General features: G+C 43.4%; 15 protein-coding genes. 7 read left to right on the forward strand and 8 right to left on the reverse strand.

Annotation, left to right across the window (positions count from 1 at the left end; translation table 11 throughout):
• Positions 1–58: 58 nt before the first annotated feature.
• From prfB to ACOOEY_RS06220, 3 genes are all read left to right on the forward strand, one after another.
• A protein-coding gene (prfB, locus tag ACOOEY_RS06210; RefSeq protein ID WP_420387812.1) for a peptide chain release factor 2 occupies positions 59–1,136 on the forward strand; the annotation gives its coding sequence in 2 pieces (ribosomal slippage) (positions 59–118 and positions 120–1,136; 1,077 coding nt in all).
• A 3-nt stretch (positions 1,137–1,139) separates the two neighbouring features.
• Positions 1,140–2,333, forward strand: a complete 1,194-nt coding sequence (locus ACOOEY_RS06215; protein WP_420387813.1) for an MFS transporter — start codon at positions 1,140–1,142, stop codon at positions 2,331–2,333.
• Positions 2,330–3,004 (forward strand): lysoplasmalogenase, encoded by a 675-nt coding sequence (locus ACOOEY_RS06220; RefSeq protein ID WP_420387814.1) that lies wholly within the window; start codon positions 2,330–2,332, stop codon positions 3,002–3,004. The genes ACOOEY_RS06215 and ACOOEY_RS06220 overlap by 4 nt, the downstream gene beginning before the upstream one ends.
• Here ACOOEY_RS06220 and ACOOEY_RS06225 read toward each other — a convergent pair.
• Genes ACOOEY_RS06225 through ACOOEY_RS06235 form a run of 3 tightly spaced genes read right to left on the reverse strand, consistent with a single transcriptional unit; the run spans position 3,001 to position 5,658 of the window.
• A complete protein-coding gene (locus ACOOEY_RS06225; protein WP_420387815.1) occupies positions 3,001–3,702 on the reverse strand; it encodes a head GIN domain-containing protein in 702 nt (233 codons plus the stop codon). The genes ACOOEY_RS06220 and ACOOEY_RS06225 overlap by 4 nt on opposite strands.
• A 49-nt stretch (positions 3,703–3,751) precedes the next feature.
• Positions 3,752–5,110 (reverse strand): MATE family efflux transporter, encoded by a 1,359-nt coding sequence (locus ACOOEY_RS06230; RefSeq protein WP_420387816.1) that lies wholly within the window; start codon positions 5,108–5,110, stop codon positions 3,752–3,754.
• Positions 5,110–5,658: an NUDIX domain-containing protein gene (locus tag ACOOEY_RS06235; RefSeq protein WP_420387817.1), complete on the reverse strand. Its 549-nt coding sequence runs from the start codon at positions 5,656–5,658 to the stop codon at positions 5,110–5,112. Before ACOOEY_RS06235 ends, ACOOEY_RS06230 begins: the two co-directional genes overlap by 1 nt.
• A gap of 58 nt (positions 5,659–5,716) precedes the next feature.
• Between ACOOEY_RS06235 and ACOOEY_RS06240 the strand changes: the two genes are divergently transcribed.
• Positions 5,717–6,313 (forward strand): ribonuclease HII, encoded by a 597-nt coding sequence (locus ACOOEY_RS06240; RefSeq protein ID WP_420387818.1) that lies wholly within the window; start codon positions 5,717–5,719, stop codon positions 6,311–6,313.
• Between the two features lie 40 nt (positions 6,314–6,353).
• Here the strand turns inward: ACOOEY_RS06240 and ACOOEY_RS06245 are convergent, their stop codons facing one another.
• Both ACOOEY_RS06245 and ACOOEY_RS06250 read right to left on the reverse strand, forming a co-directional pair.
• On the reverse strand, positions 6,354–6,818 hold the full coding sequence (locus ACOOEY_RS06245) for a nuclear transport factor 2 family protein (RefSeq protein ID WP_420387819.1): 465 nt from the start codon (positions 6,816–6,818) through the stop codon (positions 6,354–6,356).
• Between the two features lie 186 nt (positions 6,819–7,004).
• Positions 7,005–9,386, reverse strand: coding sequence for an ABC transporter permease (locus ACOOEY_RS06250; RefSeq protein WP_420387820.1), 2,382 nt, complete (start codon positions 9,384–9,386; stop codon positions 7,005–7,007).
• Positions 9,387–9,535: 149 nt separating this feature from the next.
• Here ACOOEY_RS06250 and gcvT point away from each other — a divergent pair, with 149 nt between their 5' ends.
• Both gcvT and ACOOEY_RS06260 read left to right on the forward strand, forming a co-directional pair.
• Positions 9,536–10,624 carry a glycine cleavage system aminomethyltransferase GcvT gene (gene gcvT / locus ACOOEY_RS06255; protein ID WP_420387821.1) on the forward strand — a complete coding sequence of 363 codons (1,089 nt, stop codon included), beginning with the start codon at positions 9,536–9,538 and terminating at the stop codon, positions 10,622–10,624.
• A 171-nt stretch (positions 10,625–10,795) separates the two neighbouring features.
• Positions 10,796–11,494, forward strand: coding sequence for a 2-phosphosulfolactate phosphatase (locus ACOOEY_RS06260; RefSeq protein ID WP_420387822.1), 699 nt, complete (start codon positions 10,796–10,798; stop codon positions 11,492–11,494).
• 205 nt (positions 11,495–11,699) lie between these two features.
• On the opposite strand, the gene ACOOEY_RS06265 is transcribed toward ACOOEY_RS06260, so the two are convergent.
• The 3 genes from ACOOEY_RS06265 to dtd all read right to left on the reverse strand — a co-directional run bounded on the left by ACOOEY_RS06265 (position 11,700) and on the right by dtd (position 13,385).
• A complete protein-coding gene (locus ACOOEY_RS06265) occupies positions 11,700–12,476 on the reverse strand; it encodes an aspartyl/asparaginyl beta-hydroxylase domain-containing protein (protein ID WP_420387823.1) in 777 nt (258 codons plus the stop codon).
• Positions 12,477–12,587: 111 nt separating this feature from the next.
• Entirely contained in the window at positions 12,588–12,932 is a 345-nt protein-coding gene (locus tag ACOOEY_RS06270; protein WP_420387824.1) for a nucleotide pyrophosphohydrolase, read from the reverse strand.
• Entirely contained in the window at positions 12,933–13,385 is a 453-nt protein-coding gene (gene dtd / locus ACOOEY_RS06275; RefSeq protein WP_420387825.1) for a D-aminoacyl-tRNA deacylase, read from the reverse strand.
• 120 nt (positions 13,386–13,505) lie between these two features.
• On the opposite strand from dtd, the gene ACOOEY_RS06280 reads away from it, so the two are divergent.
• A complete protein-coding gene (locus ACOOEY_RS06280) occupies positions 13,506–14,663 on the forward strand; it encodes a hypothetical protein (RefSeq protein WP_420387826.1) in 1,158 nt (385 codons plus the stop codon).
• Position 14,664: the final 1 nt, after the last annotated feature.

Raw genomic sequence — 14,664 nt, forward strand, 5'->3', positions numbered from 1 at the left:
AACACTTAGAATTCTTAATTCAAATCCCCACCTTTGCAGCTTCTAAATTTTAACCACCATGAACGCAGATCAATTAAAAGATTTGAAGGCTCGCATCTCGGCCTTGAGGAGGTATCTTTGACTACGATGTCAAGAAACAAGAAGTAGAGGAAGAGGAGCTGGTAACAGCTCAACCTGATTTCTGGAACGACCCCAAAGAAGCGGAAAAAACGCTCAAGGCTATCCGTGCTAAAAAAGTATGGACCGACAGTTTTGAGAAAGCCAAAGAGGCTGTAGACGACCTGGAAACCCTGTATGAGTTTTTCGAAATGGGTGAAGGCGATGCTGCTGATATTGAAGCGGCTTACCAAAACGCCCAGGAAGTTCTCGAAGAAATCGAATTCAAGAAAATGCTGAGCGGAGAGGAAGATCAACTCAACGCGATCATAGAAATCAACCCTGGTGCCGGAGGAACAGAAAGTAATGACTGGGCCGAAATACTTATGCGCATGTACATCATGTGGGGTGAGAAAAGCGGCATGAAGGTAAAACAAGTCAACTACCAACCTGGTGAAGTAGCAGGCCTCAAATCCTGTACACTCGAGTTTGAAGGAGACTTTGCCTATGGTCAGCTGAAGTCAGAGTCTGGAGTACACCGGCTGGTACGTATTTCTCCCTTCGACTCTGGAGGAAGAAGACATACCTCATTCGCCTCTGTGTTTTCTTACCCTGTTATAGACGACACCATTGAAATTGAAGTCAACCCATCTGATATTACCTGGGATACATTCCGTTCCGGAGGTGCCGGTGGTCAGAACGTAAACAAAGTGGAAACCGGTGTTCGGCTTAAGCACGCACCTACAGGTATCGTTATAGAAAACACCGAAACTCGTTCTCAGCTAGACAATAAGGAAAGAGCCATGGCCCTTTTAAAGTCTCGCCTCTATCAGATTGAGATGGAGAAACGAAATGCTGAGCGCGATAAGGTCGAAGGTGAAAAGATGCGCGTAGACTTCGGTTCGCAAATCAGAAACTATGTACTACATCCCTACAAGCTCATCAAAGACAACCGTACCGGAGTAGAAAGAACCGATGTTCAGAATGTGCTGGATGGTGATCTGGATGATTTTATCAAAGCTTACTTAATGCAGTTATAACTGATGGCAGAGCAAAAAACGATTTTCTCTTTACAATTCGTTTTGCTCTGCCTTAGCTCGTTCTTATTTTTCTCGAGCTTCAATATGATTGTGCCAGACCTCTATGATTACCTCACTTCCTTGGGAGGAGGGGAACTCAAGGGCCTGGTTATTTCATTGTTTACCGTCACTGCAGGATTATCACGTCCCTTTAGCGGTAAGCTCTCCGATACTGTTGGCAGGATTCCGGTGATGATCTTCGGAGCAGGAGTCTGTTTTATTGTCGGTTTTTTATATCCCATGCTGGGCACTGTATGGGCTTTTCTGCTACTGAGATTTCTGCATGGCTTTTCAACAGGCTTTAAACCCACAGGGACATCAGCCTATATTGCCGATATTGTTCCGATTCACAGAAGAGGTGAAGCGATGGGCTATTCCGGTCTGTTTGGCAGCCTGGGCATGGCAGCAGGACCAAGCTTCGGGCCTAAAATCACAGAATGGTTTGGGCTGGATGTGATGTTCTATACATCCTCTACCCTTGCTTTATTATCTGTGCTTATCCTGATAGGGATGAAAGAGACCCTGCAAGAGAAGCAGCGATTCAGCTGGAAACTTTTAAAAATTAATAAGTCAGACATTTTTGAACCCCGTGTATTCAACCCTTCTGTACTCTTTTTACTGACTTCTTTTTCATTCGGGGCGGCACTGACTCTAACACCTGACTTAACGGTAGACCTGGGCTTTGACGGAGGCGAAAAGGGCATATTCTTCACCATCTTTGTTTTTGCATCCCTGCTTATAAGAATCCTTGCCGGAAAAGCTTCAGACAAGTACGGAAGAGTAATTGTGCTTAAATGGGCGGCTATTGCGATAGTTATATCAGATTTACTGATCGCCTTTTCCCATTCCCAAACCATGCTCATGATCAGTGCGGTGTCATTCGGTGTAGCGGTAGGACTGAATACACCCACCATCTATGCATGGACAATCGATTTAAGTCATGACAAGGCCAGGGGGAAAGGCTTGGCCACTATGTATATTGCCTTGGAAATAGGCATAGGCTTAGGGGCTTTGATTTCGGGATTTATCTACAGTAATGAAATTGAAAACATTCGGAATGCCTTTCTGACCTGTGCAGCTCTGGCTTTCCTTGGCTTTCTGTTTTTAATTTTCGGCTTAAATTGGGGAAGCAAACTTTTTACCATTCGGGACTTATGATTTTTTCCAAGAAGCTACTTCCATTCATTCTGCTCTCATTTGTACACATCATTGCCTTAACAACCGGGAACAGTACAATGGACATGGTAACCAAGCCATTGCTTATGCCTGCTTTGATTTTCTACTTTGTGGGTACCACCTCAGCCTCTCCACTCAACCGATACATCACCATAGCGCTTTTCTTTTCCTTTATGGGAGATACGCTACTAATGTTCCAGGGAGAAAATGAGCTGTTCTTTTTGAGTGGATTGGTTAGTTTTCTGATTGCGCACGTGGTTTATATCATCATTAACATGAGCGCCAAGAACGTAATGGAGAAGGGTCTAAAGCCTCAGTGGCAGGATATCATCTTCGTCATTTATGGATTGGCCATCTTCTCTGTGATTAAAAACGGACTGGGAGAAATGTACATACCGGCCCTTGTGTACACAGTAATCATTTGCCTGATGGCCATTACCGCGAGAAAGCGCTGGAAGAAATCAGATAGCGAAAGCTTCTGGTTTGTGATGCTGGGTGCCTGCAGCTTTGTAGCCAGTGACTCTTTATTGGCAGTCAATAAGTTTGTAGGAGAATTTCAAATGAACGGGCCAGCCATTATGATTACCTACTTACTGGGTCAATATCTGATGATTGAAGGCTATAAAAGGTTTGTCAATAAACTTGTAGCCTAGTTATTTCTTCTCACTCTGCCGGAGCCGGAAACATTGGTATTAACCCCTGTGGGGTCTCCTGAATAGTAGACACTTCCACTTCCTGAGATTCTCACATCGAGTTCACCATTGGTGTTGATTGACGCTCTCCCTGATCCTGAAATGCTCACCTGATAATCATCTACCTTCAATTCCTCTGCAAAGTATTTTCCTGAACCACTGATACCCAGTCGGGCTCTTTGAGCTGATCCTTTGAGTTCAATATTTCCTGAACCGGTTATTTTAGATTCTACTCTTCTTACATCAAGTTCTATTTCAATATCACCAGAACCGGAAATTGACGTTTCGAAATCATCTCCCTTAATCACATTTTGACTGATTACATCACCTGAACCGCTGACACTTACGCCTCGTAACTCCTTCACCGTAATATAAATATTCACCCGGCCGTCCAGGCCATCGCCCCAACTGAACCACCTTCTCTCATTTCGGGTAGAAATAGAGAGCCTTCCTCCTCTGACCTCTGTGCGAATTTTCTCCAGGTCATCACGATCAGCCTCTACAATCACTTCATTCTTATCTCCTTGAGTTAAATAGACCTTGCCTGAGATATTCATGGCAATAAAATCGAAGTTGCCGACATCACGGGTTTCTTTGGTCTGTGACCAGGCCAGTGAAACGAATAAACTAAGTATTAAGATGATTGAATATTTTCTCATGGTATTAAACTTTACGATTCAAAGACTACACCTATCTCAGAAAGTTGCATCACGCAGCGTCTGATTTGATTTTATGGCTAGCCAGCTGATTAAAACGAATATACAAAGTTATGGCAGCTACAGTAAGACCGATCAACAAACCATACCATATTCCCTGGGGGCCAAGATCCAGCACAAAACCAAAAACATAACTCGTAGGAATAGCCAGTCCCCAATAGGAAACCAGGGTGATGATAGTAGGAACGCGAACATCAGACATTCCTCTCAGACAACCCAAACCAACAACCTGTACACCATCGGAAAGCTGAAACAGTCCCGCAATGATAATCAGAGAGGAAGCAATACCAATTACTTCCTGCTCATCCACATAAATGGTGGGAAAGAAATTGCTGAAGAGAATATAAATAGCCGAACAACAAGCCATAAAGATGAGCACCATAATGTAGCTGGTATTCCCTGCCCTCTTTAGATTAGGGTAATCTTCTTTACCCAGTTGATTGCCCACCCTGACGGTAGAAGCTGCTGAAATACCAGATGCCATCATATAGCTTAATGACACCAGACTAATGGCAATCTGGTGAGCGGCCAATGGAACTGTCCCCAACCAGCCCATCATAATGGCCGCCATGGCAAAGGCTCCTACTTCAAAGACAAACTGTCCGCCCGTAGGAATACCAATCTTTAGCATGGGCTTGAAGAAGTCCGCTTTAAAATGCTTCAGTGAAAATCCACTTCTGTATTCCTTAAATCGACTATAGTTTCGAACAAACCAGATCATTGCAATGGCCATCACAATTCTTGAAACCAAAGTTGCCCAACCCGCCCCGTTTAGTCCAAGTTCCGGAAAACCCAGCTTACCATAGATCAACAGGTAGTTTAGCAATACATTCAGACCATTCGCCAGAATGGTTATGAACATGGTTGGTTTTGTGATGGACATTCCTTCAGCAAACTGACGAAATCCCTGAAACACGATCAATGGAAAAAGCGATGAGGCAATGATGAAGAAATAAGGTTTTCCCAGATCTATTACTATTTCCGGTTGACGCATATAAGGGAAGAACAGGGTCAGTACATACATCAACAGTACCAATAAGGCACCAGCTATAATACTCAGTATAATACCATGACGAAGCAATCTGGTGATCTTACTATGGTCTTTCTTGCCATCGGCCTGAGCCACCATTGGCGTAACGCCATAAGTGACTCCTATACCGAACATCATAAAGACAGCCAGAAAGTTGTTGGCAAACGAAGATGCCGCCAGTTCAGTCGGCCCTAACTGACCTACCATAATACTATCGACAATACCTACGAGTATATGCCCTAGCTGACTTAACATGACCGGATAGGCCAGGTGAAAAGTCTTTCCAAAGTGATTTCTATATGATAAAAGTTCTGATCCCATTAAAGGCCCTTTAAGCGGGCTAATTTCAATATACCTCCTACACTGAGGCTATCTGTAATTCTTCCATCCATCACCCATTCCAAAGCTTCTGCAAAAGGTAGTTTCTTCACCTGGATATCCTCAGTATCGTCAAACTCTGTTTCACCCTCAGTTAGTTCCGTGGCTACGTAAACCATTCCTACTTCATCTGTCACAGAATTGGAAGTATGAATCTTACAAAGGAAGTCGAGCTTCTTAGCGGACAGGCCACTCTCTTCTTTCAATTCTCTCAAAGCACCCTCTTCATACGTCTCATTGAAGGGTACTGCCCCCATAGGTATCTCCCAGCTATACTCATCGAGCGTGTAGCGATATTGACCAACCAACCAGGTATTGCCTTCTTCATCAACAGGAATAATACCCACTGCGCGTCCTTTGAAAGACACTTTACCATATATTCCGGGATTGCCGGAGGGGTTAATCACCTGAAACTCATCTAACCTGATCCACGGGTTCTCATAGACCAGTTTTCCACTCAATGTTTTCCATGGATTCTCTTCCTTGCTCATGGCTCAAAAATAGAGAAAGCTTTCAAGTTCATGACGCATTCACTATGTTTAATACCCTATGCTAAAGCCATTTTTTAAAGAAGGTTTAATTGAAGCTGGTTGTGACGAAGCTGGTCGAGGCCCACTTGCCGGTCCGGTAGTAGCAGCCGCAGTGATCCTCCCTCCTGATTACAGCAATGAGTTGCTGAACGATTCCAAAAAACTAAAGAAAAAGGAATTGGAAAGTCTTGAAGGGGTTATCAAAAAGGAAGCCCTTGCCTATTCTGTACAGGAAGTGAGTCATACCCAGATTGATGAGATCAACATACTGAATGCCTCATACCTAGCCATGCATCTGTCTGTGAAAGACCTGAGTATTCAACCGGAATTACTTCTCATCGATGGCAACAGATTTAAACCCTATGAGGGCATTCCCCATGAGTGTATTATCAAAGGCGATGGAATTTATATGAGCATTGCCGCAGCTTCTATTTTAGCCAAAACCCATCGCGACAGGCTGATGAAAACATTGGCTCAACAGTATCCTGGCTATGGATGGGAAAGCAATGCCGGCTATCCTACTCTGAAACACAGAGAGGCGATAAGGCAATTGGGAGTGACTCCCTATCATAGAAAATCATTCAGGCTATTGCCTGAACAATTAGAGCTATTTTAGGAAGATTATCTCACCTACTGAGAGGTGAGATAAAAGCATCTTAGTGCTGCATGTAAACCTTAGCCACAATTCTCCATCCACTGTCAAATTTTAGCAGGCTTAAGTAATCGGTGTAGACATGCTTGTCCTGGTTATAAAGTTCAACCTTCACCTGAGCCGCATGACCGGTCACATCTACATGGGCAAACTTATGATCCCATTTGTTTTTAGGGTCTTTCGGATCGTAGTTGCCGGCCTTTCGCTTAGCTACTCCATCTACCCAGTTGGCGATAGGGTACTTGCTTATGGCCTCCCCCTTAGGTGAGTAAATAGCAAAATCTTCATGGAAGCCCTTTCGCATAGCATCAGCATTCAGTTCATTAAAAGCTCCATTGATGTAAGCGTTGTACACGAGCTCTTTGACTTCTTCTACAGCTTCTGCCTCTTCGACATCTTTATGGCTAAAGGAAAAAGTAATGAAAGCAATAGCGGCCAACGACAGGGCCAGGGTGATGATCTTTTTCATGGTTTGAGTTTTTAGTTTCAAGGTTGAATACTCAATCATGAAGTATCGGGTTACACTAAGGTGATCTCAATAGCGAACAAAAAATATTATGCTGAATTTATTCCAGCATCTTTTAACCTAAAGAGCCCCTGAAACAGGTTCAGGGGCTCTTTTAAGATTTTATTGAGCCTTCTTATGCGAATCTTGCTATTCGTACCTTAAAGACTCTACCGGATTTCTTCTGGCAGCACTGATCACCTTACTCGAAATAGATAACAAGGCAATCAACAAGATCACCAGAATCGGAATCATAGCACTGACAAAGCCCGGAGTCACATGGTAAGTCCAGATGCTACTCATCAACAGACCAGCCACATAAATACCGGTTCCTCCTCCCAGTATGGAAGCGATAGCCACGATAATTAAGAAGGGTTGATTGATCAAAGTGGTAATTCTGGCCACTGAGGCCCCCAGCACTTTTCTGATACCGATTTCTTTGGTTCTGCTCTGAATGTTAATGGATACAAGCGTAAACAAACCAATGGCAGAGAGCACCACAGCTATGGCAGCCAGGAAGAGAAACATCTGCACGATATTCTTATTTACGTCACGGGCTTCACCGAGCACAATGTTTTCATGCATGTAAACCTGTGACAATCTATCAGGAATCAACTCTCCCCAGGTAGTTTCAAGATAATCGAAACCGGCACCCACCTGAGCCTCATCAACTTTGGCAATCACCATATTCAACTCGCTGTCATCTTTTAGACGAAGCATCATCGGATCGATTGGTACCCAAAGTCCGAAAGTGTAGAAGTCTTTCACCATACCCACTACTGTATACCTCAGCGTATCATTCATAGTGATTTGCTGACCCACAGGGTTTTGCCAGCCAAATCTCGCAGCCATCTTCTCATTGATCACTACACTGTTTTGCTGATCTGACTCCTGATTATCGGCAGTAAATGACCTTCCCTCAATCACCTGTAAGCCCATAGTCTCAATATAATTCAGACCGATATTCATCATATCTACCAGCCCTTCATCATTCTCCGTCTTTACCGTTCCTTCATAAGTGTTCCAACCAATATGACCATTGGTCAGACTCACTTCTTTGATCATGGGATTGGTCTGTATGGCTGCACGGAATCTTTCTGCTTCATTGGAATTATCTACCTGAACCATTAACAAGCCTTCCTTATCGTAGCCCAAATCCAGGCTATCCTGATAATTAGAGTTTTGCAGGAAGGTAAAGCCAAAGACCAGTGCCATTACTGAAATAAGCATCTGAAAGCCCAATAATATTTTCGACAAGATACTAGATGACCCAACCTTTAACGTACCCCGAAGGATAGCCACAGGACGATATTTACTAACGAAAATGGCTGGATAACCTCCGGCCAAAAGGGCGGTAAGTAAAAGTGTACCTACCAGAAAGATGATCATTCCAGGGTTATCAAGCAGCGTAACCTGCACATTTACATTCGGCCACATGCCATTGTATTTCGGCACTAACCACAGCGAAAACACAAAGCCCATCACCAAAGCCAGAAGGCACAGTACTAAGTTTTCTCCCAGGAATTGAAAGGCCAGCTGGGCTCTCGAACCACCTACCGTCTTTCTTACTCCTATTTCTTTCAGGCGTTTGTTAGACATGGCAATGGCAGTATTGGTGAAGTTGAAACAGGCCAGCAGTAGAATCAATATAGCCATGATGTTAGGTGCCAGAATATGGGCAGGGTGTAAAGCCTCATTCCCCAGGTTGGTACCATTGTAATCCCTCTGATTGAAAGCTACATCTTCCATTTTCTGAATCCAGAATCCGCTGGCAGCAAGATCCTTCCTTACTTCAGCCTGAACAGGAGCATATTTCTTCAACAACTCAGGAGCCGTCTGCATGATTGAGGGGTCTTTGCTCTGAATGAACAGTCCGTCAGCAAATTGTCTCCAATCCGTTTTCTGCACATTAAAGTTGCGATAGTAATTTTCGAAATCAGCAATCAACTGAAACTGCAATGAGCTTTTTAAACCCGGTTCTTCAAAAACACCTCCTACAGTAAAGAGAAGGTTGGGCTTGCCGGATAGCACGATTTCAATGGTTTCTCCCACCGCATTCTCTTTACCAAATAAAGCAATGGCTGTTCTATCCGAAATGAGTACAGAAGACAGTTCCTTGTAACTATCGGCATTACCATGAATGACAGGGAAAGAGAACATATCGAGAAAATCTTCATCAACAAAGGCCATGCTTCTGTTGAATACATTGTTCTCCCGCTTAATGGTCACCCAGGACCTTTCGAGCCGGCTGACCTTATCGACTCCGGGTATTTCTGTCTTAACTAATGGCCCCAAAGGCATTGGTATGAAACCGTAGGGAACCTGAGAACCATTCTGATCAATTCTAACCGAAATCTGATATAATTCATCCAGATTTTCGTGTTGCCGATCGAAGGTAGTTGCGAATTGATAGTTTAGGAAAGCAATGATACAGCAGGCTAATGCCAGACCTAAACCAATGATGTTAATGAATACGAAGACCTTACTTTTGAGCAGACTTCGTACAGTAACCTTTAAAAAATTCTTGAACATGAGTTTGACCTGTTTTTGGTTTGACAAACCAAAGACGCAGTTCCTTTCGCAAGAGTTGCATAGTGACTGACCTAGTTGAGAATAAATGTCCGTGGGATGATATTTTTCTACCTCAATGCTTACTTTTGTCGAGCAAAACGAGAACAGAAATGGAATTAAAAAAAGTAGCATTAAACGACCTTCACGAAAGCCTGGGTGCTAAAATGGTGCCCTTTGCAGGATATAACATGCCTGTCAGGTATTCATCTGATATTGAAGAACATAACACCGTTAGAAATGGTGTAGGCGTGTTCGATGTTTCACACATGGGTGAATTTGTACTGGAAGGTCCCGATGCACTGGATTTAATCCAAAGAGTAACCAGTAATGATGCCTCTAAGCTGGTAGACGGACAGGCTCAATATTCTTACCTGCCTAATAAGGATGGTGGTATTGTTGATGACCTGCTGGTATACCGTTTCAATGAGAACAAATACATGTTGGTAGTGAACGCCTCAAATATTGAAAAAGACTGGAACTGGATCAGTCAATTCAATACTAAAGGGGTGACCATGAAGGATGTTTCAGACTCACATTCACTATTTGCGGTTCAGGGGCCTAAAGCCGTTGAAGCACTTCAAAAGCTGACAACCGTAGACCTTTCAGCCATCAAGTTCTACAACTTTGTAGTTGGGCCAATGGCTGGTGTTGAACACGTGATCATCTCGGCCACCGGTTATACCGGAGCAGGAGGTTTTGAAATCTATCTTCACAATGACCACGCTGAGTCTGTTTGGAAACAAATATTCGAAGCCGGTACCGAATTTGACATTAAACCAATTGGTCTTGGAGCAAGAGATACTTTGAGATTAGAAATGGGATATTGCCTCTACGGTAACGACATTACTGACGAGACATCTCCTATTGCAGCAGGATTAGGTTGGGTAACCAAATTCACTAAAGAGTTTACCAATAGCAAAGCCATTCAACAACAAAAAGAGGAAGGTGTTGATACCAAACTGGTTGCTTTCAAAATGATTGACAAAGGTATTCCAAGGGGTCATTATGAGCTAATGAATACCGAAGAGGAAGTCATCGGAGAGGTAACCTCTGGCACCATGTCTCCTACTTTGGGATATGGCATTGGCTTGGGTTATGTTAAGAAAGGATACGGCAAAGCAGGTACCGAGATCCTCGTGGCTGTAAGAAACAGAAGACTAAAAGCGGAGGTAGTTAAGCTGCCTTTCGTCCAAAAATAAAGATCCAGAACCTCTATCTGGAGGTAAGGATTTATCAAAAAAAGAAATAGAGGCAATCTCAAAGGAATCTTAACTCCTCACTTGCTTTCAAGGTCACAGAGGCCCTGAGGCAAGCTCAGGGTGACGTTAAGTACACCTCTGAGATTGTCTTTTGACAATAGAATCGCCAAAATGAAAATTGACATTTGCTACACCCCCGAACTGATTCATCAATTCGATGTAACTGATAAGACAGTGGTGGTGATTGATGTGCTTCGTGCTACTTCTTGTATGGTTGCCGGTTTAGGCTCTGGTGTTGCCAGTGTTACTCCTGTAGCCACTGTTGAGGAATGTGAAGCATTAGGCCTTCAGGGTTACGTGATGGCAGGTGAAAGGAATGGAGAAAAACTTCCACAGTTTCAATTAGGCAACTCTCCTTTCGACTATATGGATAAAAGTTTGAAAGGAAAGAAGATTGCTACTACTACCACCAATGGTACCCGTGCGCTCGACCTTTCAAAAGAGGCCGCTGAAGTGATTATTGGTGCTTTCTTAAACCTGAATGCTGTAGTAAAGCACCTCTCCAAAAGCAGTAGAGATATTTTGCTTTTCTGTGCTGGGTGGAAGGGTAAGTACAACCTTGAAGACAGCTTATTTGCCGGTGCGGTTTGCGATGGACTTAAGAAACAAGCTGAATTTGAATCAGATGCTGCAACTGCAGCACTCTACCTTTACCAATCCATGAAAGGCGACCCTTATTACTTCATCAGCAGAAGTAACCACGCCCAAAGACTTTCTAAATTCGGTGTACTGAAAGACATCGAATATTGCTCCAGATTAAATGAGTTTGACGTGGTGCCAAAGTTGAAGAATGGGGAGTTAGTGGTTTAACCCACTGCAACGGGCAATAAGAACACTGAACACAATACAATTACTGATAACCCTCCTTTAAGGCCGAACCGTTATTACCAGGAAAAATTAATGCGTAGCAATTAATTATGACGAAGTAATCCGTTTGCTCATAGCGGTACACATGAGACTTAGAGTTTATCCCTCGAAATAATTCGCCTCAACTAATTAACCAACAATTCACAATCTATCCCGCCTGTGGCTTGAGATCCACTTGTACTTCGGCATTCTTCAATACCTTTTTCAATCGCTGACTCTTTTCTCTCAAACCATATACCCAACGGTTAAGTGGCTGGAATACTTTGGGCAAGTCGGTTCTGAACACATCGCAGAAAAGCACTACTCTGGTTTCGTCTGTTTTATTCCACACCGCATGCTTGAAGGTATCATCGAACAGTACTCCTTCCCCCTCTTTCCAGTCATATCGCTTACCTCCGTTCACAATGTAGCACTCTCCATCTTTCGGAATAATAAGACCTAAATGGTAACGATAAACGCCTTTATAGAAACCATTGTGGGGTGGAATATGCTTTTGCGGCCCCAGAATAGAAAACATGGCTGTAGTAATCCCGGGAATCTGTTTCAGCAACTCAGTCGTCTTAGGTGCTTTGGCGCAGTTCTTCTCCTGCCAGTTGTCATAGGCCTTAAACATAAAGACCCTCCATGGCGACTTATCTCCGTCATTGATAAAGCGCTGAATCTTATCGACCTCATGGAATTTGGGAATACTCTGTTCATCTCTTAGTACTTCCAGCAACTCTTCCTGAATAAGCTTCCAGTTATCTTTTAAGAGTTGGTGGGCCGGAAAATGCTTCTCCATATCCACCATTGGCGGGTTCCTGAAAAATAGCCTCAATACCAGCGAGAAGGTAATGGCAATGAGACTGGGTTCTAAAAAATAGAGAATTACATTAAGTAAAATGAACCCCAGAATAAGGATACCGATGATTTCAAGTATTAACATGACCAGTGTTATTAATTTTTAGTTGAATGTGAGCTTAACGATTTTTACTACCCTTATAGTTTCCTCCCCTTTTTGTTTTTCAATTCTGAATTGTCAGCTATTACACAGAAATCAGCCTTGCAACTTCTCATTGTTTTTGTGTCTGTCCTTGTCTCTGGAAGTCTTCTTCTCCATTCTTTTTTCCCATGCTGCCTGCAAATCAGTACCTGTCTGATTGGCCAGACACACCACTACAAACAGTACATCTGCCAACTCTTCCCCCAGATCTTTCGACTTGTCTGATTCCTTTTCAGACTGTTCACCGTACCTGCGGGCTATAATTCTGGCCACCTCACCCACCTCCTCACTCAATTGAGCCATGTTGGTGAGCTCATTGAAGTAACGAACTCCAAAATCCTTGATCCACTGATCTACCTCCTGCTGTAAAGCGGTAATCCCTTTCTCTTCTATACTCATTTATTTCTTGTCTTTTGTGTCGATGATAATAGTCACCGGGCCATCATTAATTAAAGATACTTTCATATCTGCTCCAAACTCACCAGAACCCACATCTTTTGACAAATCGTTTGCCAGTTGCTGCTTAAACCCTTCATACAAAGGAATAGCTATATCTGGTTTGGCGGCTTTAATGTAAGAAGGCCTGTTGCCCTTCTTTGTGCTGGCATGCAGTGTAAACTGACTGATGACCAATGCCTCACCTTCAATATCTAAGAGGCTCTTATTCATTACCCCCTCCTCATCATCGAAAATACGCATGTTGGCTATCTTTCTACTAAGCCATTCGATATCGTCCGGTCCATCGGCCTCCTCTATTCCCAGTAAAATCATAAGCCCCTGCCCTATGGCCGACTTGATCTCTCCTTCAATAGACACCGAAGACTCCTTTACCCGTTGTACTACTGCAATCATAATTCAAAAAAAGCGCTTAGTTGGCTAAAAGAGAAGACAGAGACCCAATTATTCATTTCAATCATTAACTCATTTGTCTGCATCTGCCAAAATTTCAAATGAACTTGGTATTTTCACCCTATGCGGATCAAAAGCTACTGGCTCCTCATTTTTCTGGGTATTACCCTGGCCTCATTTTTCTATTATCAACAAAATCAGGATCACCTGACTTATGATCTCGCGCCTTCATTTGATGGTAATGACTATCGCAATGGCTACGATTACTTTGTGGGTTACCGAAATGACTACCAGGTACCGCCTCCTTTTCATCAGCGTATTCTTGTGCCATGGCTGGCTTCTGTAGTGAGTGGTGAAATTATTCAGGCCTTCCATTGGCTGAACCTGGTTTTCAGTATAGCAGCTGTTATTATACTCTTTCTGCTATGGAGAAGGTTAGGCTTCGAGTTGAAATGGTTCTGGGCCGGGTTTATATGGCTCATTTTTCACTGGACAGGAATGATTCGCCTGAATGCTTTCGATCCCATTACAGTTGATCTGCCTACTTTTGCTTTTCAGGCTCTGTTTCTATGGCTGGTTCTGGAAAGGAGATTCATTCACCTATTATGGCTTGCCCCTTTGGCTACTTTACAGAAAGAGTCATTTATGGCACTGCCCATTATACTACTGGTCTATGGTGCCTGGCACAATAAGAAAACCCAGGAAGGCTACTATAAGCTCCCTCTTATCGGGTTGGCTGTCTTATTAGCCATTATGGCACAAATTGCTGCGAGTCATTATTTCCCTCCGGCAGAAAGCGGTAAAAATGCAATCATCACTATAGCCTATCACGCCAGAGAAGCATTGACACATCCTTTTGAATTAGTGAGGTGGCTGGCGGCCATGTCCATGGCCTTTGGTCCTGCCCTATGGCTGGCTATTCATCACTATGGGAAAACCAATCGCTACGACAACACCCGCAACCTGCTGGTAATTTATACAGCACTTTACCTATCCTTTGGCTTGCTGGCCGGAGGCGACATGACACGAATCATCTTCCTTGGTTTCCCGTTTGTTGCGTCCTGGATCATGCTGGAGCTTCAGGAAACCGGCACTAAAAGACTATTACTTATTGGTCTTCTTTCCTTACCACTAACCTTTATCTGGAAGCACATTCCCGACCCGGCCTGGCAATGGGAAGTATGGGAAAGCTGGTATCCGGAGTTTATGGGATGGGAAACAGTGCTTATTGTTTTAGGCTTCTCACTATTCGGTGCTTTTGTCATTAAAAAACTATATTGAC

This window comes from Roseivirga sp. (genome assembly GCF_965216855.1).
In the GTDB taxonomy this organism is placed as follows: domain Bacteria; phylum Bacteroidota; class Bacteroidia; order Cytophagales; family Cyclobacteriaceae; genus Roseivirga.

Excerpts from the sequence above, each read along its gene's own strand:
- ACOOEY_RS06225 (WP_420387815.1), bottom strand. The coding sequence starts at position 3,702 with ATGAGAAAATATTCAATCATCTTAATACTTAGTTTATTCGTTTCACTG.
- ACOOEY_RS06215 (WP_420387813.1), top strand. The coding sequence starts at position 1,140 with ATGGCAGAGCAAAAAACGATTTTCTCTTTACAATTCGTTTTGCTCTGC.
- ACOOEY_RS06250 (WP_420387820.1), bottom strand. The coding sequence starts at position 9,386 with ATGTTCAAGAATTTTTTAAAGGTTACTGTACGAAGTCTGCTCAAAAGT.
- ACOOEY_RS06260 (WP_420387822.1), top strand. The coding sequence starts at position 10,796 with ATGAAAATTGACATTTGCTACACCCCCGAACTGATTCATCAATTCGAT.
- ACOOEY_RS06280 (WP_420387826.1), top strand. The coding sequence starts at position 13,506 with ATGCGGATCAAAAGCTACTGGCTCCTCATTTTTCTGGGTATTACCCTG.
- gcvT (WP_420387821.1), top strand. The coding sequence starts at position 9,536 with ATGGAATTAAAAAAAGTAGCATTAAACGACCTTCACGAAAGCCTGGGT.
- ACOOEY_RS06270 (WP_420387824.1), bottom strand. The coding sequence starts at position 12,932 with ATGAGTATAGAAGAGAAAGGGATTACCGCTTTACAGCAGGAGGTAGAT.
- ACOOEY_RS06235 (WP_420387817.1), bottom strand. The coding sequence starts at position 5,658 with ATGAGCAAGGAAGAGAATCCATGGAAAACATTGAGTGGAAAACTGGTC.
- ACOOEY_RS06220 (WP_420387814.1), top strand. The coding sequence starts at position 2,330 with ATGATTTTTTCCAAGAAGCTACTTCCATTCATTCTGCTCTCATTTGTA.
- ACOOEY_RS06230 (WP_420387816.1), bottom strand. The coding sequence starts at position 5,110 with ATGGGATCAGAACTTTTATCATATAGAAATCACTTTGGAAAGACTTTT.
- ACOOEY_RS06245 (WP_420387819.1), bottom strand. The coding sequence starts at position 6,818 with ATGAAAAAGATCATCACCCTGGCCCTGTCGTTGGCCGCTATTGCTTTC.
- ACOOEY_RS06240 (WP_420387818.1), top strand. The coding sequence starts at position 5,717 with ATGCTAAAGCCATTTTTTAAAGAAGGTTTAATTGAAGCTGGTTGTGAC.
- ACOOEY_RS06265 (WP_420387823.1), bottom strand. The coding sequence starts at position 12,476 with ATGTTAATACTTGAAATCATCGGTATCCTTATTCTGGGGTTCATTTTA.
- dtd (WP_420387825.1), bottom strand. The coding sequence starts at position 13,385 with ATGATTGCAGTAGTACAACGGGTAAAGGAGTCTTCGGTGTCTATTGAA.